Raw genomic sequence first — 26,981 nt, 5'->3', positions numbered from 1 at the left:
GGACGGCCATACTGTATTTGCTCAGAGTTCCGCCAACTCGCCGACATGGTCGGCGACCGCGAGCGATGACGTCAGTCCGGGCGATTCGATCCCGAACAGGTTGATCAGGCCCGCGACGCCGTGATCGGCCGGCCCCTGGATCAGGAAGTCCTGCGTCGCCACCGCCGGCGGCACGATCTTGGGGCGGATTCCCGAGTAGCTCGGCATCAGCGCGCCGTCCGGCAGGGCCGGCCAGTATTTCCGGATCGCCGGATAGAACCGCTCGGCCCGATCGGGGTCGACGGCGTAATCGATGTGATCGATCCATTGGACGTCGGGCCCGAACCTTGCCTGTCCGGCCATGTCGAGCGTCAGGTGCACGCCGAGCCCGCCGGGTTCCGGCACCGGGTAGATCAGCCGCGAGAACGGCGCCCTGGCGCTGCAGCTGAAATAATTGCCCTTGGCCAAATAGGCCGTTGGAATCAATTCGATCGGCATGCCCTCGACGTTGCGCGCGACCGCCGTCGCGCCGAGCCCGGCGGCATTGACCAGGAGATCGCAGGCCAGCGTCATCGGCGCCGCGCCGCCGGCCTCGATCTCGAACCCGTCGGCGGTGGCCCTGGCGTGGAGCAGCGGCGTATGGAAGGCGAACGCCGCCCCGGCCGCCTCGGCGTCACCGCGCAGCGCCAGCATGTAGGCATGGCTGTCGATGATCCCGGTCGAGGGCGACAGCAGCGCTGCGTCGCAATTCAGCGCCGGCTCCAGGGCGCGCGCCGCCTCGCCGGACAACAGCTGCATGTCGTCGACGCCATTGGCCTTTGCATGCGCTCGGATCGACTGCAGCTTCTCGGTCTCCGCAGGCGTGGTGGCCACGATCAGCTTGCCGCAATTCTTGTGCGGGACGCCGTGCTCGGCGCAGTAGCGGTAGAGTGCCCGCTTGCCGCTGACGCACATCCGCGCCATCAGGCTGCCGGCGCGGTAGTAGATGCCGGCGTGGATCACCTCGCTGTTCCGCGACGAGGTCACCGTGCCGATCCCCTCGGCCTCCTCGATCACAATCACTTCGCGGCCGGCCTGTGCCAGCCGCCGCGCCACCGCGAGGCCGATCACCCCCGCACCGACGATCACGCAATCAACCCTGTCCATCTCGTCCTTCAGGTCCGAAAATTTCCGCCCGGCCGCGCCCTGGCCGCTTGCCGCCAGCATCGTTCAGCCGATCCGGTCGCTTTGGGCAAGTGCTTATTAGGCAAGTGCTTGGGCCATCTCAAATAGTTGCGAGGCCGTGCCCTGTTAGTGGAGCATTAATCATGTCAGGGCAATTGCCATAAATTAAGTCAGCATTTTCCGGTTGCATCAGTACGCGTTTACCCGATCCAAACCGCCGGAGCCGGACACTCGCCCCGGAAATCCGCGGGTGATCGATGGCTGGCAGGAAGGTGCAGGCGGGCGGGAAGAATTCGATTCCGGCAAGGGCCGTGCTCTGCCTGATCGCCGCCGTCGCGCCGTGCGCTGCAGCCCGGGCCGGCACCGGTGCGTTCGCGCCGTCGAGCTATCTGGGCAGCCTCGATCCCGGCGTGGTCTGGGAGCTCCTGATCGGTAGCGTGGTGGTGGCGTCCTTTTTCGGCGCGGTCGGGCTGTGGATTCTCTCGGCGCTGCGCAAGGCCAAGCGCGCGCAATTGCGGCGCAACGCCTTCGTCTCGTCGGCACTCAACCATTTGAACCAGGGCGTGGTGATGACCGATGCGCAGGAGCGCATCGTGTTCTGCAACGACCGCTATCTCGACATCTACGGCCTGTCGCGCGCCGACATCCGGCGCAACATGACGGGCGTCGAGCTGCTGGAACTGCGCCGCGACCGCGGCGTGCTCGACCTCAGCGCCGAGGATTTCTTCGCCAGGGCCGCGGCGCCCGAGGGATTGGTCTCCGAGCTGCCCGGCGGCAGGTCGGTGCTGGTGAAGTATTTTCCGTTGCCGAACGGCGGCTCGGTCGCGACCCATCTCGATTGCACCGACCAGCGCAAGCTGTCGCGCAAGCTCGCCTCGACCACGCAATTCCTGGAATCGGTGCTCGACAACGTTCCGGTCTGCGTCGCGGCCAAGAACATCGAGGACGGCCGCTACATCTTCGCCAACCGCGCCTTCGAACGCTTCTCGCGCTTCTCGCGCGATCACATCGTGGGCAAGCGCGCCGACGAGATCTTCCGCCCCGAGACCGCCGCCAGCATCGACACCGCCGACCGCGCGGCGCTGAACGCGGCGGAAGGCTATCATCGCAGCGAATTCTTCGTCGAACGCGGTTCGGACAAGCGGATCCTCGCCTCCAACCGCGTGATCGCCCGCAACGAGGCCGGCGAACCGGAATTCCTGATCGCGCTGTTCGAGGACGTCACCGACCGCCGCTCGCTGTCGCGCGAGCTCGAGAACAACAAGAAATTCCTCGAGCTCGTGGTCGACAACATCCCGGTCTCGCTGATCGTGCAGCGGGTCAGCGACGGCCGCTACCTCCTGGCCAACCGCAGCGCCGAGACGATCCTCAATCGCCGCCGCGAGGACGCCGCCGGCCTGACCGCGTCCGACATCTTCAATGCGCGTGAAGCCAAGCTGATCATCGCCCGCGACGAGGCCGCGATCAGGAAGCGCAGCATGATCGCCGAGGAGCATCCGATCTCGACCAAGGACGGCCTGCGGCTGTTCCTGACCCGCCGCATGACCGTGCTCGACGATGTCGGCGAGCCGCAATATCTGATCAAGACCCATGAGGACGTCACCGACCGGCGCCAGACCGAGTCGCGCATGGCGCACATGGCCTATCATGACGGCCTGACCGATCTGCCGAACCGCGCCGCCTTCCTGCAGGCGCTGACCCAGATGATCGAGGCCTGCGACGGCACAGACGAGGAGTTCGCCGTGCTCTGCGTCGATCTCGACGGGCTGAAGGAGATCAACGACGTCTACGGCCACGCGATGGGCGACAAGGTGCTGATCGAGGTCGCGCAGCGCCTGCAGACCGTCGCGCGCGGCGGCGTGGTCGCGCGGCTGTCCGGCGACGAGTTCGGCCTCATCATCGACGGCAAGCAGCCGGCGGCCGGCATCGCGCTGGCCGAGCAGGCCGCCGAGGCGCTCGGGCAGGATTTCCTGATCGACGGCAAGTCGGTGCGGACCGGCCTCACCACAGGGATCGCGGTGTTCCCGGACAACGGATCCGACGCGGCCTCGCTGCTGGCCAATTCCGGCGCGGCGCTGTTTCGCGCCAAGGCGAAGTCGCGCGGCACGATCTCGATCTTCGAACCGGAGATGGACCAGCAGATCCGCGATCGCCGCGTGCTGCACCAGGAGCTGTCGGTCGCGATCAAGAATGGCGAATTGTCGCTCTACTACCAGCCGCAGGCCGCCGCGGGCGGCAGCGTGGCGGCCAGCCAGATCATCGGCTTCGAGGCGCTGGCGCGCTGGCACCATCCGGTGCGCGGCTTCGTGCCGCCCGGCGACTTCATTCCGCTCGCGGAAGAAAGCGGCCTGATCGTCGAGATGGGCGAATGGATCCTGCGCGAAGCCTGCCGGGAGGCGGCCTCCTGGGCGATCCCGCTGCAGGTCGCGGTGAACCTGTCGCCGGCGCAATTCACCCATGGCGACCTCGTCGGCCTCGTGCATTCGATCCTGCTCGAGACCGGGCTCACGCCCGACCGGCTCGAGCTCGAAATCACCGAGGGCGTGCTGATCGAGGATTTCGACCGCGGCCTGTCGCTGCTGCGGCGGCTGAAGGCGCTCGGTGTGCGCATCTCGATGGACGATTTCGGCAGCGGCTATTCCTCGCTGAGCTACCTGCAGGCGTTTCCGTTCGACAAGATCAAGATCGACCGCGCCTTCGTCATCAATCTCGGCCGCAACCCGCAATCGGCTGCGATCGTGCGCGCGGTGATCGATCTCGGCCACGGCCTTGAAATGTCGATCGTCGCTGAAGGCGTCGAGACCGAGGCGCAGCTCGGCTTCCTCGCCGAAGAGGGCTGCGATGCGGTGCAGGGCTATCTGATCGGCAGGCCGGCTCCGATCGGTCAATTCGCCGCGCTGGTCGGTGGCGACCAGCTTGCCGAGACCGTGCGCAGAGCCGGGTAATTCGGCCTGAATGGTCGCCGGCCCGGCCGGCTGTGCTTGCCATCCGCTGCACGCCCGGCTACACCTCGACCCACCACATCATTTCAGCCGAGAAAGGAGGGCCGCGTCGTGGCGAGATACACCGATCCCCACCTCAAGCGTGGCCCCGTCAACGCCCTGCAGATGCGTTTGCAGGGCTGACCGGAAAACTCGCGCAATATCTCTTCCTGGTCTGCCCTTCGTGGCCGTGCGGCGTCGAACGTTTGAGCGTTCGCGCCCGCACATGAATCCCTCGCCGCGCTTCGACACGCACATCCGATGATGGCTGGACGCCCAAGGGCATGCTGGCATGCCCGGGGATGTCGCGATCGCCGGCAAGACCAGAGAATTGATCGTGACCCTCATCAATGTGCGCAATCTCGGCGTGACGCTGAACGCGCCGCTGTTTTCGGAACTGAATTTTGTCGTCAATGCCGGCGACCGCATCGGGCTGGTGGCCGCCAATGGCCGCGGCAAGTCTACGCTGTTGCGCTGTATCGCAGATGCGATGGAGCCCAACGAGGGCGATATCACCCGTGCGCGCGGACTGACAGTCGGCCATGTCGAGCAGGATGCGCCGCCGAAACTGCTGGATACGCCGTTCCATGCCGCCGTGCTCGAGGCGCTTCCCGGCGAACAGCGCGCCAGCGAGGGCTGGCGGGTCGACGTCGCCCTGCAATCGCTCGAAGTTCCGGAGGAGCTGTGGACGAGACCGCTGAAGCAGCTGAGCGGCGGCTGGCTGCGGCTTGCGGTGCTCGCACGCGTGCTGGTGACCGAGCCCGATGTGCTGCTGCTCGACGAGCCGACCAACCATCTCGACCTCGCCAAGATCGGCCGGCTTGAGGCCTGGCTGAACGCGCTGCCGCGCGAGATGCCGGTGGTGATCGCAAGCCACGATCGCGCCTTTCTCGATGCAACGACCAACCGGACGCTGTTCCTGCGCCCGGAGCGGTCGCAGCTGTTCTCGCTGCCCTATGCCGCGGCGCGCGCGGCGATCGACGAATTCGATGCCTCGGACGAGCGGCGCTATCAGCGCGACATGAAGGCCGTGCGGCAGCTCCGGCAGCAGGCCGCGAAGCTCAACAACCTCGGCATCAATTCCGGCAGCGACCTTTTGCTGTCGAAGACCAGGCAATTGAAACAGCGCGCCGAGAGATTGGAGGAGACGGCGAAGCCCGCGCATCTGGAACGCCCGGCCGGAACGATCCGGCTCGCCAACCGCGACACCCATGCCAAGGTTCTGATCAGGCTGAACAACGCCGGGATCGCCACGCCCGATGGCAGGCTGTTGTTCAGGTCCGGCCAGCAGTTCATCTGCAAGGGCGACCGGATTGCGTTGCTCGGGCCGAATGGCGCCGGCAAGACCCGGTTCGTCGCGGCGCTGCGGCTGGCGATCGAGAATGCCGGAGCGGCACCGGCCGAGATCCGGGCCACCGAGTCATTGGTGCTTGGCTATTGCGACCAGGCAGTGGCCGATCTCGCCGATAGCGACACGCCGATGCGCATGCTGACGCGGCGCTTCGAGGTCGGCGATCAGCGGGCGCGCGGCCTGCTCGCCGGTGCCGGGCTCTCGATCGAGATGCAGGGCCGTCCGATCGGGCGGCTGTCGGGCGGGCAGAAGGCTCGTCTCGGCATGCTGGTGCTGCGGCTCACCCAGCCGAACTTCTATCTGCTCGACGAGCCGACCAACCACCTCGACATCGAGGGGCAGGAGGCGCTGGAGGACGAATTGATGGAACAGCAGGCCAGCTGCCTCCTGGTGTCGCACGACCGCCAGTTCGTGCGGACCGTGGCCAACCGGTTCTGGGTGATCGAAGGCAGGAAGCTGATCGAGGTCGACGGGCCGGAACAGTTCTTCGCCTCCGTTGGAGCAGGCTGACGTCCAATGCATTTTCTCTGCGACCGCGTATTCCGTTCGCATTGAAATGCGATAGGCGTTGCGCATGGCGGATTATGACGTCGCGATCATCGGCGGTGGCCTGAACGGCACGAGCGTTGCCCGTGATGCCGCCGGCCGCGGCCTGCGCGTGATCCTGCTGGAGCAGGGCGATCTCGGTTCCGGCGCATCGCAGGCTTCGCCGCGGCTGGTCCATGGCGATCTGGCCGGGCTGGAACGGCGGGAGCTCTTCCGCGTCCGCAGGGCGCTGAGGGAACGCGACGTGTTGCTGCGCATTGCGCCGCATCTGGTGCGGCCGGTGCGCTTCGTGATCCCGGCGCATGCCGAGGAGCGGCCACCGTGGCAGTTGCGGTCGTTGCTGCTGCTCTACGAACGGCTGACTTCGCGCAGCGGTCTGCCGCGCTCGGCGACGCTCGATGTCACCCACCATCCGGTCGGCAATGCGCTGAAGCGGCCGTTCGGAACCGCGTTCGAATATTCCGACTGCGTCGTCGACGATTCCCGGCTCGTCGTGCTCACCGCCGTCGATGCCGCAGCGCGCGGCACCAATATCCGCACCGGCGCGCGCGTGACCCGGGCCGAGCGCGGCGAGACCTGGCGGCTGATCGCGATCGACCGCGGCTACCGGCGGGCGATCACGGCGCGGGCGCTGGTCAACGCGACCGGCGCGTGGACCGCCTCGATCGCCGACATCGTGCTGCGCGTGTCCGCGCCGCAGCTTGCGACCGTGCAGATCAGCCAGATCGTGGTGCGCCGCCTGTTCGACTGCGACAACGTCTATGTGTTTCAGAACCCTGACGGCCGGTTGATCTTCGCCAGTCCCTATGAGCGCGACTTCACCCTGATCGGCAGCGTCAGTCATCCCTTCAAGGGTGATCCGGCGGTTGTCGCAATTGATGTGCGCGAGGTCGCCTATCTCTGCGACGCGGCCAATCGCTACTTTCGCGAACAGATCGCCCCAGTGGATGTGCTACGGACCGTCTCCGGCGCCAATTCCGTGGTCGCGCCCGCGCGCCGGCGCATGAGCGATGGCGCAGCATTGCTCGATGTCAGCCGCGGCAAGGCGCCGCTGCTCACGATCTTCGGCGGCGACGTCACCACGTCGCGGCGCCGCGCCGAGCGGGCAGTGTCGGAGTTCACGCGGTTCTATCCGATGACGCCGCGCTGGACCGCAACGGCGCCGCTGCCGGGCGGCGAATTCGCCTGGCAGCGCTTTGAAACCGAGGTCGAGATCGCCCGCGACCGCTGGCGCTTCCTCGGCGAGGCGCAGGCGCGACGGCTGGTGGCCGCCTATGGGCTGAACGTCGGGGATGTTCTGGGCGACGCCAGGGAGAAAGCCGATCTCGGCCCGGCCTTCGGTCCCGAACTGACCGGCGCCGAGGTGCGCTACCTCATGCGCAGGGAATGGGCGCGCTTTCCCGACGATATCCTGTGGCGCCGCTCCAAGCTCGGGTTGACCATGCCGCAAGCCGATTGCGACGCGCTCGCGACATTCATGGCGAAGATGGATTGAGCTCGCTTCAAACCTCCCCTTGCAAAGGGGAGGTCGCTTTGCTCGCCAGAGCAAAGCGGGTGGGGATTTTGCCTCCACAACGACCGGTGTCGCTTGTGGCCGACCCCCATCCCGACCTTCCCCCTTTCAGGGGGAAGGAGAGTAGCTCGAGCAGCGGCTATTGCCGGGCCGCCTCCTGTGACCAGGCGAGGTCGCGCCGGGACGGACGGCGATGCAGCCGCTCCGAGATCAGGCTCGTTGCCTGCCGGCCCCGGCCGGCGCGCAGGCATGCGACGATGAAGGTGTCCTCCCACAATTCACGTTGCGCATGGCTGCCGCCGATCCGCACCAGTTCGGGCATCAGCGGCGCAAGGATGCGCACGGCATCGTGGTGATCGCTGGCGGCGAAGGCCGCGATCCCGCGGCCGAGCCCGATCGCCGCGGGGCCCGGCGCTAGCCTGCCGTCGGCATCGCGCGCCGCCATCTCGACCAGCCGCGCCTCGAGCGCGTCGTTGTTCGTCGTGGCTGCGACCAGCGCGTGGTGCACGTCGGCGAAATGCGCGCCGGCCTTCGGGAAATAGCCGTCGCCATAGGCGGCGACATCCTTCCAGTGCTGCTCGAGGCCGGTCTTGCCGGCGACCGACAGCCGCCACAGCAGCGAGGCCGTGTCGGTGAAGATATTGAGCGGCGGATAGGGCCGGCCCGCCGGCTTGATGTGCTGCTCGTAAATGTCGAGCGCGCTGTCGGCGTCGCCTTCCTCGATCGCGATCAAGGCGAGGTGCCAGGCGAGATGGCCTTGCAGGAAGCTGGTGCGATCATTCGCCGGCAGCCAGGCGGAGAGGAAGCTGCGGCCTTCCGCCGCGTCGCCCTGCTCGAACAACGCATGCGCGACCGCGTGCGCGGCGCCGGCGTTCTCCGGCTTCAGCGCATAGCCGCGCTCGGTGATGGCGCGGCCGGACACGACATCGCCGGCCTCGGTCTTCGACCAGCCGAGATAGGTGAGGAACCACCAATCGTCGCCATAGTCGCTGGCGTAACGCTCGCAGACGGCAAGCCGCGCGGCGTCATGGTCGGGCCGGCCGGAGAACGCATAGAGGCCGAAGGCGCCGAGCAACAGCGACAGCACCTGCGCATCGCGCGGATATTCGGTGAGATGCCGTTCGGCTTCTGTCACCGCCTTCCTGGGCTGGCTCTCGATCACGGACGCCATGATCTCGATGTGCTGGCGCTCGCGCGGGCTGGCGGCCGCAGCCAGCTGCCGTGCATCGGCCGCCTTGGCGCGGGCCTTGGCGCCTTCCATGTTGAGCTGGTGCACGCGGGCGCGGCCGATATGGGCCAACGCGAAATCGGGGTCCTCGGCGATCGCCGCCTCGAACGCCGCATCGGCGCCGTGCAGCGCCGCCAGCATGCGATCGACGCCGCCCACATAGTAGGCGGCGGCGCGGTCCGAGCTCGTCGTCAGTGGCAGGCCGTAGCGGTCGTGAATCATCGGTTGCCCCTCGAATTTGGCTGCGAAGTCTAGCAGAGGTGCGGACGCCGACAATATTGCGGGAGATGTCCGTGAGGCGGTTGAGCCGGTGGCGATCCACCGCTAGCTTGCCGCCAGAATCGGACCTTACGGAGAATCGGGGCTGACGGACGTGACATCGGGCGAAGCGAGTGCGGAGGCGGCGAGGCCGTTGCCTGAACCGGCCGTCTCGGACATGCCGCTGCTGCGGATCGAGGGTGTCGCCAAGTCGTTCGGCAATTTTCGCGCGGTCGACAAGCTCTCGCTCGATATCCGCGCCGGCGAATTCTTCGCGCTGCTCGGCCCGAGCGGCTGCGGCAAGACCACGCTGCTGCGCATGCTCGCCGGCTTCGAGACGCCGGACGAAGGGCGGATCCTGCTCGGCGGCGGCGACATCGCCCAGGTGCTGCCGCATGAGCGGCCCGTCAACATGATGTTCCAGAACTACGCGCTGTTCCCGCATCTGTCGGTGCGCGACAACATTGCCTTCGGGCTGAAGCGTGCCGGCATGGCGCGCGGCGATATCGCCGCGCGCGTCGCCGAGATGGTTGCCCTCGTCAAGCTCGAGGGGATGGAGAAGCGCAAGCCCGACCAGCTCTCCGGCGGACAGCGGCAGCGCGTCGCGTTGGCGCGCTCGCTGGCGCGCCGCCCGCAGGTGCTGCTGCTCGACGAGCCGCTCGCCGCGCTCGACAAGAAGCTGCGCGAGAGCACGCAGGCCGAATTGATGGAGCTGCAGCGCCGGCTCGGCATGACTTTCATCATCGTCACCCACGATCAGGAGGAGGCGATGACGATGGCCGGCCGGATCGGCGTGATGGATGCCGGCCGTCTGGTTCAGGTCGCAACCCCGCGCAATCTCTACGAGGCGCCGGCCTCGCGCTGGATCGCCGAGTTCGTCGGCGACATCAATCTGTTCAACGGCGAGGTCACGTCCCGCGAGAATGGGCGCCTGACGGTCGCGACGGCTGATGCGGGCACGCTGGCGGTCAGCGAGCTGTGGCCGCCGGTGACCAAGCAGGTCGTTGCCGTCGCGATCCGCCCCGAGAAGGTTAAGCTGTCGCGCCGCGCGCCGGCCTCCGATGAGGGCGCCTCAAAGGCGATCAACCGGCTGGAGGGCGTCGTCACCGATGTCAACTATCTCGGCGGCGTGACCAGCTACCGGGTGAAGCTCGAGACGGGCGCGGTGGTGCGCTCGTCGATGGCCAACACCGCGCGGCTCGATGTCGATGCCTACCTCGCCGGTCAGCGCGTGGTGGCATGGTTCACCGCCGACGATTGCCTGGTGCTCGAGCAATGAGCGCGCGCCGCATCTTCGCCCGGCCGGCGCGCCTCGCCGCGATCGCGCCCTATCTGTGGATGGTGCTGTTCTTCCTGGTGCCGTTCGGCTTCGTGCTGAAGATCAGCCTGTCGCAGACCGCGATCGCGCAGCCGCCCTATACGCCGGTGTTCGATTTCACTGAGGGCCGCGCCGCGCTGACCGCGGCGTTCGCGCAATTGTCGTTCGACAATTTCCGCCTGCTGATCTCGGACAACCTCTACATCCTGTCCTATCTGCGCAGCCTCGTCGTCGCGGTGAGCTCGACGCTGATCCTGCTCCTGATCGGTTATCCCATCGCCTACGGCATGGCGCGGTTGCCGCAGCGTTGGCAGGGCGTGGCGATGATGCTGGTCATCGTGCCGTTCTGGACCTCGTTCCTGATCCGCATCTATGCCTGGATCAACATCCTGCAGCATGACGGCCTGCTCAACCAGGTTCTGCTGGCGCTGCATATCGTGTCCGCGCCCGTGGTCTGGCTGTCGACCGACAGCGCGATGTACCTCGGCATCGTCTATTCCTATCTGCCGTTCATGATCCTGCCGCTCTATGCGACGCTCTCCAGGATGGACGCGTCGCTGCTGGAGGCCGCGGGCGATCTCGGCGCCTCGCCGTTGCAGGCGTTCTGGCTGGTGACGTTCCCGCTGTCGCTGCCCGGCGTCGGCGCCGGCGCGCTGCTCTGCTTCATCCCTGTTGTCGGCGAGTTCGTGATCCCCGACCTGCTCGCGGGCTCCAACTCGCTGATGATCGGGCAGACGCTGTGGCTCGAGTTCTTCACCAACAAGGACTGGCCGGTCGCATCGGCCGCCGCGGTCGCCTTGTTGCTGCTGCTGGTACCGCCGCTCGTGCTCTACGACCGACTGCAACGGCGTCAGCTGGAGGCGGGCCGCTGATGGCGCGCACCGTCACCAGGCTCACCCGCTTCAACATGACGTCGCTGGCGCTCGGGCTGGCGTTCCTCTATCTGCCGATCGTCATCCTCGTGATCTACTCGTTCAACGCCTCGCGGCTGGTGACGGTGTGGGGCGGCTGGTCGCTGCGCTGGTACCGCGAGTTCTTCGGCGACCGCGCGATGCTGGAGGCGGCGTGGATGAGCCTGTCGGTCGCCGCGGTGTCGGCGACGCTGGCGACACTGCTGGGCACGCTGGCGGCAGTCGGGCTGGCACGCGGCGAGCGGTTCCGGGGGCGGGCGCTGTTCTCCGGCATGCTGTATTCGCCGCTGGTCATGCCCGAGGTGATCTCCGGCCTGTCGCTGCTGCTCCTGTTCGTGGCGCTCAATGCCGAGCGCGGGTTCTGGACGGTGACGATCGCCCACACCACGCTGACGATGTGCTTCGTCACCGTCGTGGTGCAGTCGCGCCTCTCCACGCTCGATCGCAGCCTGGAGGAGGCCGCGATGGACCTCGGCTGCGATCCGGTGCGGGCGTTCCTCCTGGTGACGCTGCCGCTGATCGTGCCCGCGATCGTCGCCGGCTGGATGCTGGCCTTCACGCTGTCGCTCGACGATGTCGTGATCGCGAGCTTCACCACCGGCCCGGGCTCGGCGACGCTGCCGATCCGGATCTATTCCGAGGTCCGGCTCGGCGTGAAACCCGAGATCAACGCGATCTGCACGCTGGTGATCGCGCTGATCGCCGTGATCATCGTGATCGCCTCGTTCGCCTCGAAACTGTCGAGCGCGCGCGGCGAGAGCGCCGCGCCGCTATGAAGCTCGTCACGACTTGACGGCGCCTGCCGTCAGCCCGCCAACCATGTAGCGCTTGAAGGCGTAATAGACCGCAGCCGGCGGCAATGCGTAGATGAAGCCGGTGGTCATCAACAGCTCCCACGGCGAGTCGTCCGCGGCGAGGAAGTTGCCGAGCGCGACCGGCAGCGTGATGTCGGTGTCCTTCGACAGCAGCAGGAACGCGTAGAGATATTCGTTCCACGCGAGCAGGATCGCATAGGTGCCGACCGCGACCAGCGAGGGCATCATCAAGGGCACATAGACCAGGCGGAACAGCTGAAGCGTGGTGGCGCCGTCCATCGTCGCGGCCTCGTCGAGCTCGACCGGCAGCTTGTCGGAGGCCTGCTTCAGGACCCAGATCGCGTAGGGCGCGGCGATCGTCACCATCGCAAGGATCAGCGACCAGTGATTGTTGAGCAGGCCGTAATTGCCCATGGTGCGGTACATCGGCACGGCGAGGAACGCGGCCGGAATGAAATAGGTGAACAGCGCCATGTTCATGACGGCGCGGCCGCCCGGCACGCGCAGCCGCGAGATCGAGAACGCGGCGGCGGTCGCGACGAACAGCGTCAGCGCGCCGACCGCGAGCGCGATCACGGTCGAATTCCAGAACTGGATCCAGAAGTCGCGCAGGAAGTAGTGCTGCTGGTTGAACACGATCTCGAAATTGTGCAGCGTCGGATGCGTCGGCCACAGCTTGCCGGAGAACGCGTCCTCCTTCGGCGAGATCGCGAACACGAACATGTGGTAGATCGGGATCATGGTCCAGATGAAGACCGGGATGCCGATCAGCAGCAGCTTGGCTTCGGTGCCGACTTCGCGGAGGGTGGGCAGCTTCATCGCGACAACCGTTTCATCATGTAATAGACCAGCGGCAGCACGAACGGCATCGCGCAAACGATCGAGGCCATCGCCAGCGAGAGCTGGTCGAGGCGCAGATAGCGGATGCCGAGGGTCGACAGCACGTGGGTGAGGTCGGCGGGCCCGCCGCCGGTGAGCAAATAGACGCTGTTGAAGTCGCCGAGCGTCCAGATCATCGAGAGCAGCGTGCAGGTGACGTAGAGCGTCTGCATCGACGGCCAGGTGATGTAGCGGAATTTCTGCCACCAATTGGCGCCGTCGACGTCGGACGCCTCGTACAGATCGTGCGAGATGGCGAGCCGTCCGGTCAGCAGGATCAGCGTCCAGAACGGCAGCGACTTCCAGATGTGCACGCCGATCGCCATCGCCAGCGCGACCGAAGGATCGTTCAGCCAGTTCGGGCCGTCGTCGCCGGTGAACTTGAAGATCAGCTGGTTGACCACGCCCCATTCCGGATTGAGCATGAAGCGCACCGACAGGATGGTCGGGATCGAGGGCACCGCCCAGGGCAGGATGAAGATGACAGACAGCCACCTGATCCACGGCCGCTGCTGGGCGAAGAAGCCGGACAGGAACAATGCGATCAGCATCTTGATGTTGATGCCGATGACCAGGAAGATCAGCGTGTTGATCGCCGCGCGGGCGAAGATCGGGTCGTGATAGAGCGCGACATAGCTCGCCGGATGGCGCGCCAGCCACAGGCCGTAGCCGACCGGATAGACCACGAAGGCGAGGAAGACGAGCAGATAGGGCGCGAGCAGCACGATGCCCCAGACCTGCGGCGGCGACAGCCGCGCCGACAACGGCGGCGAGGGGACATCGGATGCGGAGAGTGTGATCGCCATACGGTTACTCTTTGAGCAAGCTACCGCTTGCGCCTACGCCTACCCTGTCGTCCCTGCGAAAGCAGGGACCCATAACCACCGGCTTTCGTTATTGCACGAAAGCCGTCGACCAGCATTCTCGAAAACGACCGCCGCGGCGTATGGGTCCCTGCTTTCGCAGGGACGACCAGGGAAATGTGCTGCGGCAGTCGGTCTCGCAACTGCTACCCCGCGACCTGCTTGATGCGGGCGATCAGTTCGTCGACGGCCTTGTCCACCGGCACCTTCTCGCTGACGACGCGGTTCATGGCCTTGGCCCAGACGTTCTCGTTGTTCAGGATGGTGAACTTCCAGTTCTTGGTGAAGTCGAACGGCGCGGTGCCGCCGGTGAACTGATTGTAGACCGCCTTGCGATGCCGGTCAGCCTGCCAGAACGGGCTCGCCTGGCTTGCCTTGGTCACCGGGAACCAGCGGCCGAGCGCGCCCTCGACATAGGGCCGCAAATTGTCTTCCTGCATCAGGAAGGCAATGAACTGCTTGCCTTCCGCCTTGTTCTTGGCGTTGGCGAAGATCAGCCCGGTCTTGACGTCGGAGCGGTAGCGGATCGTCGATCCGTCCGGCGCCTTCGGGAAGGACGCGGTGATGATGTCCTGCTCATAGGCCTGCTTGCCGGCGGCGCGCTGCGCATCGGTCAGCGCCGGGTTGGTGGAATCCTCGAACCACTTCGCCGCGATCGAGATCGTGAAGTTGTGGGTCATCACGATCGTCTTGTTGTGGAAGGCGACGTTGTTGTCCGGATCCTTCCAGGTCGTGGAGGAGGGCGGCGAGCAGCCCTTGATGTAGGTGTCGGTGTAGTCCTTCAGCGCGTGAATCAAGCCGTCGCGCACCTTGGGATCGTCGACCAGCAGCTTGCCGTCGTCGTCGACCAGCTTGACGTGATAGGCGTCCATGAAGGTGTAGAACGACTGGAACGAGTCGGTGGATTCCACGCCCATCGGCTGGCCGACGCCGTAGATGCGCTGGCCGGTCGCCTTGCGGATTGCCGGCTGCACCTTGTCGCACCAGAACGACCAGTAATCCTCCCACTTGGTTGGGATGTCGGCGGCCTTGAAGCCCGCCTTCTCGAGCATGTCGCCCCAGATCTGGACGTGCATGCTCTGCTGCTTCAGCGGGAAGCCGTAATAGGCCTTCTTCTTGGCGACGTCGTTGTAGAGCAGCGCCGTCTCCAGCGTGTTCGGCGCGAACGCGTCCTTCATCGGCAGCAGGATGTCGGAGAGATCCTCGAGCTTGCCTTCATAGGCCCATTTGCCCTGCGCCTGCACGTCGTAGGAGTCGGAATAGGCGACGTCGGGCACGGTGCCGGAATCGAGCGCGGCGACCGTCTTCGGAATCATGTCCTGGATCGCGTATTGCGACAGTTCGACCTTGATGCCGGTCTTGGCTTCGAATTTCTTGATCGTCTCGAGCAGCGCGTCGTCTTCGGATTTGTAAAATCCTTTGCCCCACCAGACGGTGATCGTCTTGCCCTGGGCGAGAGCAGGTGCAGTTGCGGCAAACAGGCCGACCGCGGCGACCGCAATTGATAGCGCACCGATAACCTTGGATCTCACGTTGTTCTCCCTCATGAGGCCGGCTTTTTAACCGGTTGGAGAAAACACTAGCGCATGCCCGTGACCCGATAAAGATGTCGCGCCGCCGACTTGTGTAGGGGTTTGCGGCGAGCGCGTGGATCGGTCCCGGTGCATCGATGCGCAAAGTGAATGGATTCGATCAGTTCGACTTCGCATTCTCGGCCGACGCTGCCGGTGCGCTGCCGGGCGCGCCTGCCGCAGCATCGGGCGCGGCCGCGGGCCGTGCGGCGCCGCCGGTGAAGCGCTCGATCACCGAGCGCACCGCGTCGCGGGTCTTGCGATCCTTCACCGCATCGAGCAGCGGGGCGGAGGCCGGCGAGCGGCGGATCAGGCTTTCCGGATCGGGGAAGATCAGCGGATCGTCCCACGGCCCCTGGATCACGAAGGGCAGATCGAAACCGTTGCCGCCGGCCGATGCCGAGGTCAGGCTGGCGACGCCCTTGAGATCATATTCGCGCGACGGCACCGAGGCCGTGCCGGTCAGCGTGATCTTCGCCGTGGGGCTTTCGACATGGATGTCGTCAGCGGTCGCGACGCCGTCGGCGAATTTCACCGAGATGCTGAGATTGTCATAGGGCGTCGAGCCGGAGCGGAAATTGCCGCCGCCGGACAGCGGCCGCTTCTCCAGCCGCTTCAAGAGCTGCTCGACATTGAAGCCCGCGATCGCGCCGTCATGCCCGTTCAGCGTCGCGGTGCCGTCGAGCGACGATGCGAGCCCGAACGGGCTCGAGCCCGAGGCGGTCAGCGAGACGTTGAGGTTGCCGCGGCCGGACAGCTTGTTGATGCCGAACAATTCGCTGGCGCAGGCCTGCAGATCGACATCGGTGAACTGGAATTGCGCCCTGACGTCGGCGACCGCATCCGAGCGCGCGATCGCGAACGAGCCCTTGGCGATGCCGCCATACATCTGCGCCTCGCCGACGCTGAGCGCCAGCGCGCCGCCGCGCAGATTGGCGCCGAATGCGGTGCGGCCGAGCTTGGACGGGCCGACCGTGACCTTGGCCGCCGACAGGCGCATGTCGAGATCGGTCGACGACAGCGAGGACAGGTCGAACAGCTGCCTGTTCCAGTCGCGCTGGCCGCTGGCCAGCAGGCGGAACGTCGAGATGTAAGGCGTGAAATCGAGATTGCCGGCGGCAAGCGTCGCCTGCAGCGTCTGCCGGCCGTTATTGGCGTAGGTCATCACGCCCTCGGCGACGTTGCCGTCGAGCTCGACATTGACATTGGTGAGCGCGACCGAGCCGCCGACCACATTGGCGCGGGCCTTCAGCGCGAAGCGGCCGAAGCCGCCACCGCCGCCGGGCGGGGCCTGTCCCATCCAGCGCAACGCGTTGCGCAGCGACGGGCTGTCCATGGTGGCGACGCCTTCCATCATCAGGCTGGTGCGGTTGGCGACGGTTCCGTCGAAAGCAACCTTCAGCGGCGCGCTGGCAAGCCGTGCCTTCAGGCCGGAGCGGTCGCCCGACAGCAGCGCGACGAAGTCGCTAGCGCTGATCGAGCCGTCGACGCGCTCGCCGCGCCAGTCGAACTGGCCGGTTGCGGCAAAGGAGCGCGAGATCGAGGGCCAGGCCAGCGACAGGTCGATATCGCCAAGCTGTTCGGAGATGTTGTTGGTGCCGTCCTGGTAGTTCAGCTCGCCGTCCTGGATCCGGATTTCGGAGAACGACACCTGGTTCTCGGCGCCGGGCGTCATCGCCTTGGCGATGGTCTCGACGAACGGCGTCCAATTGCTCTCGCCGGCGCCGTCGCGGACCACATGGATATGCGGACGGAGCATCATGACGTCGGCAATCTCGAACCGCCGCAGCAACAGCGGCAGCAGGCGCAGATTGGCAGTCAGCACGTCGACCTGCAGGGCGGGACCGATGGTATCGGCGCCCTTCAGCCCGACATTATGAAAGGAGACGTAGCTGCCGGGAAAAACCGAGACGTCGATCGGGCCGTTGACGACGAGCTCGAGCCCGGTCACGGCGCGGATCTGCGCTTCCACCGCCCGCTGCAGCGCGTCCCGGTTGAGGAACCACGACGTTCCGACCAGCCCGACCAGCGCCAGGCCGAAAAGCGCCGCGATCGGCATCCCCAGGCGCTTAATTCCTTGGGCCATCGTCAATGACATATCCGGGTCGGGTTGAGTTTTGTCGGGTCGTCGTCGAACACAGCGGGCTCTCGCCGGAGACCCCTGCCAACCCACGCAACCTGAAGGGTTTTCTTGTCGCTTTCAAGGCCATGTTGATTGCCGCAGGCCGCCGCCCGTCGCCGCACCCGGCCGTGATTGACGCACTGCGAAGATTTCGCCTAATAATCCGCTTTGCCACAGCCGTTCCGCGCCCTCCATCAGGTATTCGCTGCATGAACAAAGTTTATCCCGACGCCAAATCGGCACTCGATGGTCTCCTCAAGGACGGCATGATGATCATGTCGGGCGGCTTCGGCCTCTGCGGCATCGCCGAGACCCTGTCGGACGCAATCCGCGAGTCCGGCGTCAAGGGCCTCACGGTCGTCTCCAACAATGCCGGCGTCGACGGCATCGGCCTCAGCCGGCTGCTGGAGACGCGCCAGATCAAGAAGATGATCTCGTCCTATGTCGGCGAGAACAAGCTGTTCGCCCAGCAATATCTCGCTGGCGAGCTCGAGCTCGAGTTCAACCCGCAGGGCACGCTGGCCGAGCGCATCCGCGCCGGCGGCGCCGGAATCCCGGCCTTTTACACCAAGACAGGCGTCGGCACGCTGATCGCCGAGGGCAAGGAAGTGAAGGAATTCGACGGCGAGAAGTACATCATGGAGCGCGGCCTGTTCGCCGACGTCGCCATCGTCCATGCGTGGAAGGGCGACACCGCCGGCAACCTTGTCTACCGCAAGACCGCGCGCAACTTTAACCCGATGATGGCCACTGCGGCGAAGGTCACCGTCGCCGAGGTCGAGCATCTGGTGCCGGCCGGCGAGATCGACCCGGACCACATCCACACCCCCGGCATCTTCGTCAAGCGCATCATCGAGGTCGGGACCGGCAAGAAGCGGATCGAGTTCCGCAACACCCGTCCGCGGCCCGCCGCTTAAAACATTATCCTTCAGGAGAGCCTCATGGCCTGGACCCGTGAACAGATGGCGGCCCGCGCCGCCAAGGAATTGCGCGACGGCTATTACGTCAATCTCGGCATCGGCATTCCGACGCTGGTCTCGAACTACATTCCCGACGGCATCGACGTCAGCCTGCAGAGCGAGAACGGCATGCTCGGCATGGGCCCGTTCCCCTATGAGGACGAGGTGGACGCCGACCTCATCAACGCCGGCAAGCAGACGGTGAGCGAGCTGCCCTCGACCAGCTATTTCTCGTCGGCCGATTCCTTCGGCATGGTGCGCGGCGGCCATATCGATCTGTCGATCCTCGGCGCCATGCAGGTGGCGCAGAACGGCGACCTCGCCAACTGGATGATCCCCGGCAAGATGGTGAAGGGCATGGGCGGCGCCATGGACCTCGTCGCCGGCGTCAAGCGCGTCGTGGTCGTGATGGAGCATTCCGCCAAGGACGGCCCCAAGCTGCTCAAACAGTGCAACCTGCCGCTGACCGGCGAGCGCGTGGTCGACATGGTGGTCACCGACCTTGCGGTATTCACCATCGACAAGCACGGCAAGGACGGCATGGCGCTGATCGAGCTTGCCGACGGCGTCACGCTCGATGAGGTCAAGGCCAAGACCGAGGCCGAATTCCGCGTCGCGCTGAAGAACACCTGAGATGATCGGCGCGGGACGATCCTCGATCCGTCCCGCACGATCAGACGACGCCGGCTTCATCGCCCGCACCGTCCTGGCCGCGCAGCGCGGCCCGTTGCCGCGCGGCTGGTTCGACATCGCGCTCGACCGGGGCGAGGCGGAATGCCTGGCGTTCATGACGCGGCTCGCCGTGGCGCGGGTGAAGTCATGGTACCACGTCGCCCATTTCCTGATCGCTGAAGTCGATGGCGCGCCGGCCGCCGCGCTGTGCGCGATGCCGGCATCCGGAACCGTCGTCGCGGCACGTGCGGCGATCGAGGAGGTCGCAGCAGAGACCGGCATGGATGCCGATGCCATCGTCGCGCGCGGCGGCTATGCCCGTAACTGCTGGGTACAAGGCGGCGAGGGCGACTGGCTGATCGAGCATGTCGCCCGACAAGCGTCCCATCGCAGCGGCGGTCTGGTGCAGGACTTGATCCGCCGCGCACTCGCCGACGGCAAGGCGGCAGGTTACGCGCGGGCATCGATCTCGTTCCTGATCGGCAACGACGCGGCCGAACGCTGCTATGCCAAGGCCGGCTTCGCCTTCGCCGAAGAGAAGCGCGACGCCGCCTTCGAAGCGCTGACCGGCGCGCCGGGCTTTCGCCGATTTGTGCGGGCGATGTGAACGGGGCGGTACGCGGCCACATACACCGCTGTCGTCTCTGCGAACGCAGGGACCCATACGCCGCAGCTTGTGTTGTGAACGGGACTCGTCGTTCCATCGTCGCGCAATGATCAGCATTGGTGGTTATGGGTCCCTGCGTTGCAGGGACGACACCGAATGTGCTGTGCGCCTTCTGAGTCGTACGCCCGCATTCTCGCGGCGCATTTCGCCCGAGCTTTGCATTTCGTTTCGCCGCTCTGAAAGCAGAGGGCGCAGGGAAAGCCGGGTGCCGATCGCACCCATGGGCCCCGTGCAATAGGTAGAAAGCACGGGGGTAGGACCACAGGTGTAACCGGAAACAACCCGGCTTTCCCTGCGCGATGGTTTACGGGCTATACGTGCTCACCCCGGCGAGACTGGGCTTTGTTGTCACCGCTTTCGCAAAAGCGCTTGCGCGTTTTGCGAAAGGACACCTGCCGCTAGGGCGTCAGGCCTGCACGACTTGACCGTCCGCCGCGCGTGCTCTCGTCAGTACCACGCGCAGCGTCCACCGCATCTCGACCCACGTTCGTGACGACCGCGAAGCGCCCCTCGATCGGGTGAGACGGGTGTTTCTATACACTGAGTCGTTCTTCTGATAAAGCGAAATATTTTCGCGGGCGCGGATTGACAGGTTTTTGCTGAGTTGCCCGTCGGGCAGTCACACAGCGCCTCACATTCGGCGCCCGCCGCCGCCGGCTTGTCCGGCCGTCCATGCGATGGCAGAATTGTACCATATTGTGCAAGATCGGACACGCCATGCCACTCATCCGGATCTGGGTCTGTGACGGCATCCTCGCTTCGGGTGTGGCGGGGGTTGTCGACGTGTTCACCGCCGCCAATTCGGTGACGGCGCGGCGGCCCCAGCGTCACAACGGCAAGCCGTCTCAGCTGCGGTGGCGCGTCGAGTCATTGAGTGGCCGGCCGGTCCAGACGGCGTCCGGCCAGATCATCGGCGTCGACGGACCGATCGGCGCGCGGTCTTCGGCAGACGCGGTGGTGATCCCGGGACCGTTCGTCGGCGATATCGAACGCTTCTTCGCGCGGCTCGATACCGTCGAGCCGCTGCTCGCGGCGCTGCGGCGGCAGCATGAGCGCGGCACCCTGCTCGCGTCCTATTGCACCGGCAGCTTCATCCTCGCCGAGGCCGGCCTGCTCGACGGCAGGGTTGCCACCACCCATTGGGCGAAGGGACGGACATTCGCGATGCGCTACCCGGCGGTCGATCTGCGCGTCGCCGAGATCCTCACCGAGCAGAACCGCATTGTCTGCTCGGGCGCGGTGACCACCTCGCTCAATCTCGCGCTTCGGCTGGTCGAGAAATTCGCCGGTGCCGACGTGGCCGCGGAGACCGGCAAGCTGATGCTGATCGACAGCAATCGCATCTCGCAGGCACCCTATGCCAGCCGCGCGCGCGACACGCAGCACTCCGACGCGCTGGTGGCGCGGGCGCAGAGCATGATGGAGAAGTCGCTGCAACAGGGCTTCAGTCTGGCCAGGCTGGCCCGCGACCTTTCGGTCAGCGAGCGCACCCTGAACCGCCGCTTCAAGCTGGCGGTCGGCGAGGCACCCCTGCAATATCTGCAAGCGCTGCGGGTGGACGTGGCCAAACGCCTGATCGAAACCACGCGGCTGAAGCTCGACGCGGTCAGCGCGCGCGTCGGCTACAACGACCTGTCGACCTTCCGTCGTCTGTTCAAGCGCGAAACCGGGCTGTCGCCACGCGAATACCAGCGCCGGTTCGTGCGCAGGGCCGCCGCGAGCTGAGAACGCCGTGTCCGAATTTGCCTCCAAAATGGCGATACTGCCACTGCTGCCGGGAGCACGCCGCGCATAGACCTCGTGCTGTCAACAACAGGAGGTCCCCTCAATGCCGATGATCGACGTGACAATTCCCGAAGGAGCCCTGAAGCCGGAAGCAGAAGCGCGGCTCATCAAGGAGCTCGGCGATATCCTGATCGGTCACGAGGGGTTCGATCCGGCGAACAAGGTCGCGCAAGGCGTCACCGTTGTCTTCCTGCATCGGCCGGCCGCCGTTTATGTGGCGGGCCAGCCATCACCATCGCCGCGTTACCGGATTGTCCCGACCGTGCCGGAAGGCCAGTACACCGAGGCCTCGCGCGCGGCGCTGGTGAAGGACGTGACCGATGCAGTGGTGCGCGCCGCCGGCGGTGCGTTCGAGGATGTGGCGCCGCAGGTCTGGGTGTTTCCGACCGAGATCCCCGACGGCCAGTGGGGCAGCCGTGGCATCATTCGTCCGCTGCCGGACATCCAGGCCTTCATCGCCGGCGAGCACGAGCGCAAGGTCGGCGAGGCGCGTCTGGCGCGACGGCGGCGCGTCAAGGCGCTGGAGTTGCTTGCGGGCGCGCTCGACGCTGTCCGCAAGGGCGTCGACTGACGCGGGCAAAGCCATGACATCCGACACGCATTTCAGGCTCGCGGCGGTCCAGGCCGCCGCGGTGCCATTCGATCGCGACGCCTCGGTGGAGAAGGCCTGCCGCCTGATCGGCGAGGCCGGCGCCATGGGGGCGACGATCGCCGCCTTCGGCGAGACCTGGCTGCCCGGCTATCCCTTCTTCTGTCACGCGCCGACCGGGCCGAACACGTTTCGCGCGATGGCCGAATATCTCGACAACGCGGTCGAGATTCCCTCGCCCGCGACCGACCGGCTCTGCGCCGCCGCCGAGGCCGCCGGACTGGATGTCGTGATCGGCGTCGCCGAACGCGATACCGTGACCAGGGGCACGGTCTACTGCACGCTGCTGTTCATCGGCCGCGAGGGACGGCTGCTCGGCCGCCATCGCAAGCTCAAGCCGACCTTCAACGAGCGCTCGGTGTGGGCCGACGGCGACGCGGCGGGGCTGCGGGTGCATGAGCGGCCCTATGGCCGGATCAGCGGCCGCAATTGCTGGGAGCACAACACCATGCTGCCCGGCTATGCGCTGGCCGCGCAGGGAACGCAGATCCACGTAGCGGCGTGGCCGGGGCGGGAGCCTGCGGTGGCGCCACCGTCGCCGACGCCGCTCTGGCCGCGGCAGTTGTTGCTCTCGCGGGCGTTCGCCTCGCAGGCCGGCTGCTACGTCATCGCGGTCGGCGGCATGCGCTCGCACGAAGCGACGCCGGAACGCTACCGCGAGCTCTCGACGATCGAGTACAGCGGTGACAGCGTCATCATCGATCCGCGCGGCGAGGTCATTGCAGGTCCGGCGCAGGGCGAGACGATCCTGATCGCGGACGGATCGCGGGAGGCCGTGCTCGCCGCCAAGGCGCTGTGCGATATTGGCGGCCACTATTCGCGCCCCGACCTGCTGCGGCTGATCGTCGATCGCAATCCGCAGGAGCGGGTCATCGACTGCGGCTTCGCCGGGCGTGTCACGCCGGAGATGTGGGAGTGACGCGAACGGCGCGGGTATCCCGCGCCGTCAAAGCTTGTCGCGAGAAAGGTCGCTCCGCCTCACGAAGCTTCCTGCGGAATTGCGGATGGTGATTCCTCGCCCTTGAGCTCCTCGAGGCTGCGGTGCCGCGGCTCGATGCCGAGCGCCCATACGGTGATGATCTGCACGATGAGCAGTCCGATCATCAGGGCCATCACGCCGGCGACGCCGCGCGCTTCGAACAGCATCACGACCAGGAATGGTGTCACGATGGTGGCACCTCGACCGAGTGTGTTGACTATGCCGGATGCCCGCAGCCGCACCTCGGTCGGGAACAGTTCGGGAATATAGATGCCGAACAACAGCGCGACCAGGACATAGATCGGCACGGTCAGTGCGAAGCCGACGGCCGGCAGCAGGAACGGATCCGAGATCATCGGATAGATGACGCCGAGGATGATCGAGATCAGCGACGCGCCGATGATCGTGGGCTTGCGGCCCCAGCGGTCGGCGGTCAGGGCGCCGATCGCGGAGCCGATCGGCGCGCCAAGCGCCATCAGCAGCGAGTAGCCGAACGAGGTCGCGACGGACAGGCCCTGCTTGATAAAAAACACCGGCAGCCAGGTCACGAATCCGTAGAGCAGCGTATTGATGGTAATCAGGCATACCGCGCCGACGATCATGCGGGACAGCAGCGGCGCAGTGAACAGCGTGGCGAGATCGGGCGAAACCGGTGCCGGCGTTGCAGCGGCGGGCGCCGGCAAGGGCTGCCCCTGGGAAGCTTCCTTCTCTATCGCCTGCATCAGCGCCTCGGCCTCGGCGGTGCGTCCCACCGCCTCCAGCCAGCGCGGCGACTCCGGCAGCGACTTGCGCAGGTACCAGACGATCAGGGCGCCGACGCCGCCCAGCACGAACATCGCGCGCCAGCCGAATTGCGGGACGACGACCGATGCGACCAGCAGCGCGATGGGCAGGCCAGTCACGACGCAGACGGCGGTGAAGCCGAGCCACTTGCCGCGGCTCCGGGCCGGCACGAACTCGGTCATCGTGGAATAGCCGACAACATTTTCGGCGCCGAGACCGACGCCCATCACGAAACGGCAGGCAATCAGAAAGGCCATGTTTGGCGCAAACGCCGCCGCCAGGGACGCGATACCGAACAGCAGCAAATTGAACTGGTAGGTGAAGCGTCGTCCGTAACGGTCGCCGAGGAAGCCGGTGCCGAAAGATCCGAGCATCATGCCGACGAAGGTTGCGGAGATGAACGCGGCGTTTTGGGCGAGCGTCGAGAACCCGGTTTTCAGCGTCACGCCGAGCACAGTGCCGGCGATATAGATGTCGAAACCGTCGAAGAACATTCCGATCCCGATCAGGATCATGATCCGGCGATGGAATGGTCCGATCGGTAGCCGATCGAGACGGCTCCCGGCATTGACCGATGTCGACATATACGCTCTCCCCTCGACTGTTTCCTCGGTGATGCGGCCCGCCATCTGTGGGCGGTTTGCCGCTTTGCTCGACTGCGGCTAGTTCAACCGGCGCTGGCTGGCCGTGTCGCGGTACCAATCGAACGGCTGTTCGTGGGTCGCGACCATCACGCTCTTGGTGTTGAAATGGTCGTCGAAGCTCTCGGTGCCGCATTCCCGGCCGATGCCGGAATCGTCAACGCCGCCCCAGGGCGAGGCCGGATCGAGCCGGTGGTGATCGTTGATCCAGACGATCCCGGCCTTGACCGCGGCGGCCACGCGATGCGCGCGCGCGACGTCGCAGGTGCGAATGGCGGCGGCGAGACCAAACGGCGAGTCGTTGGCGAGCCGGAGCGCGTCGGCCTCGTCCTTGAAGGGGGTCACCGAGGTGAAGGGACCGAATACCTCCTCCTGGAAGATCCGCATGTCGGATTTGACGTCGGCGAACACGGTCGGTTCGACGAAATAACCGTTGTCGTGGCCGGCGACCTTTGCGGCCACGCCGCCGGTGAGCAGCCGCGCGCCGTCTTCATGACCGTAGCGTGCATAGCTGAGAACGCGGTCGCGCTGGCGTGCCGAGATCACCGGCCCAAGCTGTGTGTTCGGATCGAACGGATCGCCAATGCGGATGGTGCGGGTCTTGGCCTGCAGCTTTTCGACGAACTCGTCGTAGATCGAGGCCTGCACGATATGGCGCGACGCGCAAACGCAGGTTTGGCCGGCGCCGATGAAGGCGCCGAACGCGGCATAGTTGACGGCGCGGTCGACGTCGAAATCGTCGAATATCATCACCGGCGTCTTGCCGCCGAGCTCCATGGTCTGGTGCGCGAACACCTTCGCCGCGGCGCTGCCCGCGATGCGGCCCGCTTCGGTCCCGCCGGTCAGCACGAGCTTGTTGATGTCGCCATGCTCGGCGAGCATTTTGCCGGCGCTCTGGCCGAGGCCCAGCACGATGTTGACGACGCCGGGAGGCAGTCCGGCCTCGCTGAAGATCTGGACGAGCTTCAGTGTCGTCAGCGGCGTGTATTCCGATGGCTTGACCACGGTGACGCACCCGGTCGCCAGTACGACGGCAAGCGACTTGCACAAGATCATGAGCGGGTGATTGAAGGGCGTGCAGTTGGCGACGATTCCGATCGGCGTGCGCAGGGTGTAGTTCAGATACGCGCCTTCGACCGGAATGACGGAATCACGGCGCGACAGCGCGAGTCCGGCGAAGTAGCGGAAGAAATCCGGCAAGCGCGACAGCTGCGCGCGGGTTTCGTTGACGGGACGGCCGTTGTTCAACGTCTCCAGCCGGTACAGCGTGTCGAGATTGGCCTCGAATGCGTCGGCGAGCCTGTTGACGAGCCGGGCGCGGGCCCTCGTGTCCATCCCGCCCCACGCCTTGCCTTCGAATGCAGCGCGAGCGCTCTTCATCGCACGGTCGATATCCGCGGCGGTCGAATTCGGAATCCGGGCGATGACGTCGCCGGTCGCGGGATTGCGCACGTCGAGCATCTCGCCATCTCCGGCCTCGACCTCGCGTCCGTCGATGAAGTTGCCGTGGATCTCGACGTCGATCGTCGCGGGCTTCGACGGAATGTTCATGATGACCTCTCTTCGACGATGACGGCGTTGCGCTTGAGTGCCGGCAGCACGCGCTTTTCGGTTGCCGCGATGTGAGCCTTGATGATGCGGACCGCCGTGCGTGCCTCGCGCTGCTGCATGGCGTCGATCAATGCGACATGCTCGGCGACGAGCTTCGCCGGGTCGTGGCCCTTCAGATTGGAGACGCTGACGCGCACCAGCCGATCGGCCTGGCCGATCAGGTCGCAGAGCGTGGTCGCCATGCGGCGGTTGCCCGATGCGTGCGCCAGCGCCGAGTGGAAGCCGCGATTGTAGGTGATGAAGTCCTCATGGCTGCCGGAGAAGCGGCGGAATTCATCGAGTGATTTCAGGATGCTGTCGGGCGCGCTCTCGATCGCTTCGGCGACGCACGCCGGCTCGAGCGCAAGGCGGAAGCGCAGCAGATCGCGCGCATCGGACAGCGAGATCGGATTGACCCGGTAGCCCTGGCGGGGCTGCACCGTCACGAGGTGCTCGCGCTCGAGCCGCAGCAGGGCGTCCCGGACCGGCTGGCGGCTGACGGCGTAACGCTCGGCCAGATCCTGCTCTCGTATTTCATCACCGGGAGCAAACTGACACGATAAAATATCAGATCGCAGGTTTTCGTAGATATTTTCGCGGAGAAGGATCATTTCATTGGGCCTCCTGCCCATCAAAATGCAGTTTGTGAAATATCACGTCAAGCCGAAATCCTTGAAATCCGGGTGATTTGATTTATCAATCGTCCGCAGGGGCGCTTCGGAGCCCAAATGCGCGAGTTTCGGGCGCGATTTGAAAG

At 65.9% G+C, this 26,981-nt stretch carries 21 protein-coding genes; 12 read left to right on the top strand and 9 right to left on the bottom strand.

Going from position 1 to position 26,981, the window contains the following annotated elements; genetic code table 11:
• Positions 1-21 precede the first annotated feature (21 nt).
• Positions 22-1,125 carry an NAD(P)/FAD-dependent oxidoreductase gene (locus tag ACE10X_RS37795; RefSeq protein WP_028340617.1) on the bottom strand — a complete coding sequence of 368 codons (1,104 nt, stop codon included), beginning with the start codon at positions 1,123-1,125 and terminating at the stop codon, positions 22-24.
• 275 nt (positions 1,126-1,400) lie between these two features.
• Between ACE10X_RS37795 and ACE10X_RS37790 the strand changes: the two genes are divergently transcribed.
• The 3 genes from ACE10X_RS37790 to ACE10X_RS37780 all read left to right on the top strand — a co-directional run bounded on the left by ACE10X_RS37790 (position 1,401) and on the right by ACE10X_RS37780 (position 7,516).
• A complete protein-coding gene (locus tag ACE10X_RS37790) occupies positions 1,401-4,088 on the top strand; it encodes an EAL domain-containing protein (protein WP_038387340.1) in 2,688 nt (895 codons plus the stop codon).
• 328 nt (positions 4,089-4,416) lie between these two features.
• Positions 4,417-5,985: an ABC-F family ATP-binding cassette domain-containing protein gene (locus tag ACE10X_RS37785; protein ID WP_051003204.1), complete on the top strand. Its 1,569-nt coding sequence runs from the start codon at positions 4,417-4,419 to the stop codon at positions 5,983-5,985.
• A gap of 64 nt (positions 5,986-6,049) precedes the next feature.
• Positions 6,050-7,516 (top strand): glycerol-3-phosphate dehydrogenase, encoded by a 1,467-nt coding sequence (locus ACE10X_RS37780; RefSeq protein ID WP_304557108.1) that lies wholly within the window; start codon positions 6,050-6,052, stop codon positions 7,514-7,516.
• Between the two features lie 157 nt (positions 7,517-7,673).
• Here the strand turns inward: ACE10X_RS37780 and ACE10X_RS37775 are convergent, their stop codons facing one another.
• Positions 7,674-8,903: a tetratricopeptide repeat protein gene (locus ACE10X_RS37775; RefSeq protein WP_080583514.1), complete on the bottom strand. Its 1,230-nt coding sequence runs from the start codon at positions 8,901-8,903 to the stop codon at positions 7,674-7,676.
• A gap of 223 nt (positions 8,904-9,126) precedes the next feature.
• On the opposite strand from ACE10X_RS37775, the gene ACE10X_RS37770 reads away from it, so the two are divergent.
• The 3 genes from ACE10X_RS37770 to ACE10X_RS37760 are packed head-to-tail and all read left to right on the top strand — an operon-like array spanning position 9,127 to position 12,025.
• Positions 9,127-10,299, top strand: a complete 1,173-nt coding sequence (locus ACE10X_RS37770; protein ID WP_038387342.1) for an ABC transporter ATP-binding protein — start codon at positions 9,127-9,129, stop codon at positions 10,297-10,299.
• A complete protein-coding gene (locus ACE10X_RS37765) occupies positions 10,296-11,210 on the top strand; it encodes an ABC transporter permease (RefSeq protein WP_038387343.1) in 915 nt (304 codons plus the stop codon). Before ACE10X_RS37770 ends, ACE10X_RS37765 begins: the two co-directional genes overlap by 4 nt.
• Entirely contained in the window at positions 11,210-12,025 is an 816-nt protein-coding gene (locus ACE10X_RS37760; protein ID WP_038387344.1) for an ABC transporter permease, read from the top strand. Before ACE10X_RS37765 ends, ACE10X_RS37760 begins: the two co-directional genes overlap by 1 nt.
• Before the next feature lie 6 nt (positions 12,026-12,031).
• Here the strand turns inward: ACE10X_RS37760 and ACE10X_RS37755 are convergent, their stop codons facing one another.
• From ACE10X_RS37755 to ACE10X_RS37740, 4 genes are all read right to left on the bottom strand, one after another.
• The gene (locus ACE10X_RS37755) at positions 12,032-12,883 is read right to left on the bottom strand and encodes a carbohydrate ABC transporter permease (protein WP_016843362.1); all 852 of its coding nucleotides are present in this window, start codon (positions 12,881-12,883) and stop codon (positions 12,032-12,034) included.
• Complete coding sequence (locus ACE10X_RS37750) at positions 12,880-13,749, bottom strand: carbohydrate ABC transporter permease (protein WP_038387345.1); 870 nt, start codon at positions 13,747-13,749, stop codon at positions 12,880-12,882. Before ACE10X_RS37750 ends, ACE10X_RS37755 begins: the two co-directional genes overlap by 4 nt.
• 203 nt (positions 13,750-13,952) lie before the next feature.
• Positions 13,953-15,338, bottom strand: a complete 1,386-nt coding sequence (locus ACE10X_RS37745; RefSeq protein ID WP_028340607.1) for an ABC transporter substrate-binding protein — start codon at positions 15,336-15,338, stop codon at positions 13,953-13,955.
• 160 nt (positions 15,339-15,498) lie between these two features.
• Positions 15,499-17,463 (bottom strand): AsmA family protein, encoded by a 1,965-nt coding sequence (locus ACE10X_RS37740; RefSeq protein ID WP_069280107.1) that lies wholly within the window; start codon positions 17,461-17,463, stop codon positions 15,499-15,501.
• Between the two features lie 245 nt (positions 17,464-17,708).
• Here ACE10X_RS37740 and ACE10X_RS37735 point away from each other — a divergent pair, with 245 nt between their 5' ends.
• The 6 genes from ACE10X_RS37735 (at position 17,709) to ACE10X_RS37710 (ending at position 23,150) form a co-directional block, all read left to right on the top strand.
• Positions 17,709-18,416 (top strand): CoA transferase subunit A, encoded by a 708-nt coding sequence (locus tag ACE10X_RS37735; RefSeq protein ID WP_028336014.1) that lies wholly within the window; start codon positions 17,709-17,711, stop codon positions 18,414-18,416.
• 24 nt (positions 18,417-18,440) lie between these two features.
• Positions 18,441-19,091 (top strand): 3-oxoacid CoA-transferase subunit B, encoded by a 651-nt coding sequence (locus tag ACE10X_RS37730; protein ID WP_018268725.1) that lies wholly within the window; start codon positions 18,441-18,443, stop codon positions 19,089-19,091.
• A 1-nt stretch (position 19,092) separates the two neighbouring features.
• Positions 19,093-19,737: a GNAT family N-acetyltransferase gene (locus ACE10X_RS37725; RefSeq protein ID WP_375763655.1), complete on the top strand. Its 645-nt coding sequence runs from the start codon at positions 19,093-19,095 to the stop codon at positions 19,735-19,737.
• Positions 19,738-20,514: 777 nt separating this feature from the next.
• A complete protein-coding gene (locus ACE10X_RS37720) occupies positions 20,515-21,522 on the top strand; it encodes a GlxA family transcriptional regulator (RefSeq protein WP_375763654.1) in 1,008 nt (335 codons plus the stop codon).
• 103 nt (positions 21,523-21,625) lie between these two features.
• Complete coding sequence (locus tag ACE10X_RS37715) at positions 21,626-22,153, top strand: Tautomerase enzyme (protein WP_304557096.1); 528 nt, start codon at positions 21,626-21,628, stop codon at positions 22,151-22,153.
• Positions 22,154-22,166: 13 nt separating this feature from the next.
• Positions 22,167-23,150: a carbon-nitrogen hydrolase family protein gene (locus ACE10X_RS37710; protein ID WP_038387354.1), complete on the top strand. Its 984-nt coding sequence runs from the start codon at positions 22,167-22,169 to the stop codon at positions 23,148-23,150.
• 59 nt (positions 23,151-23,209) lie between these two features.
• On the opposite strand, the gene ACE10X_RS37705 is transcribed toward ACE10X_RS37710, so the two are convergent.
• The 3 genes from ACE10X_RS37705 to ACE10X_RS37695 all read right to left on the bottom strand — a co-directional run bounded on the left by ACE10X_RS37705 (position 23,210) and on the right by ACE10X_RS37695 (position 26,835).
• On the bottom strand, positions 23,210-24,577 hold the full coding sequence (locus ACE10X_RS37705; RefSeq protein ID WP_028336020.1) for an MFS transporter: 1,368 nt from the start codon (positions 24,575-24,577) through the stop codon (positions 23,210-23,212).
• 78 nt (positions 24,578-24,655) lie between these two features.
• A complete protein-coding gene (locus ACE10X_RS37700; protein ID WP_038387355.1) occupies positions 24,656-26,185 on the bottom strand; it encodes an aldehyde dehydrogenase in 1,530 nt (509 codons plus the stop codon).
• Positions 26,182-26,835, bottom strand: a complete 654-nt coding sequence (locus tag ACE10X_RS37695; protein WP_080583515.1) for a GntR family transcriptional regulator — start codon at positions 26,833-26,835, stop codon at positions 26,182-26,184. The genes ACE10X_RS37700 and ACE10X_RS37695 overlap by 4 nt, the downstream gene beginning before the upstream one ends.
• Positions 26,836-26,981 lie beyond the last annotated feature (146 nt).

The sequence above is a fragment of the Bradyrhizobium sp. Pha-3 genome, assembly GCF_042258325.1.
Lineage (GTDB): Bacteria > Pseudomonadota > Alphaproteobacteria > Rhizobiales > Xanthobacteraceae > Bradyrhizobium > Bradyrhizobium elkanii.
This window is presented reverse-complemented; position numbering and strand designations above follow the sequence as displayed.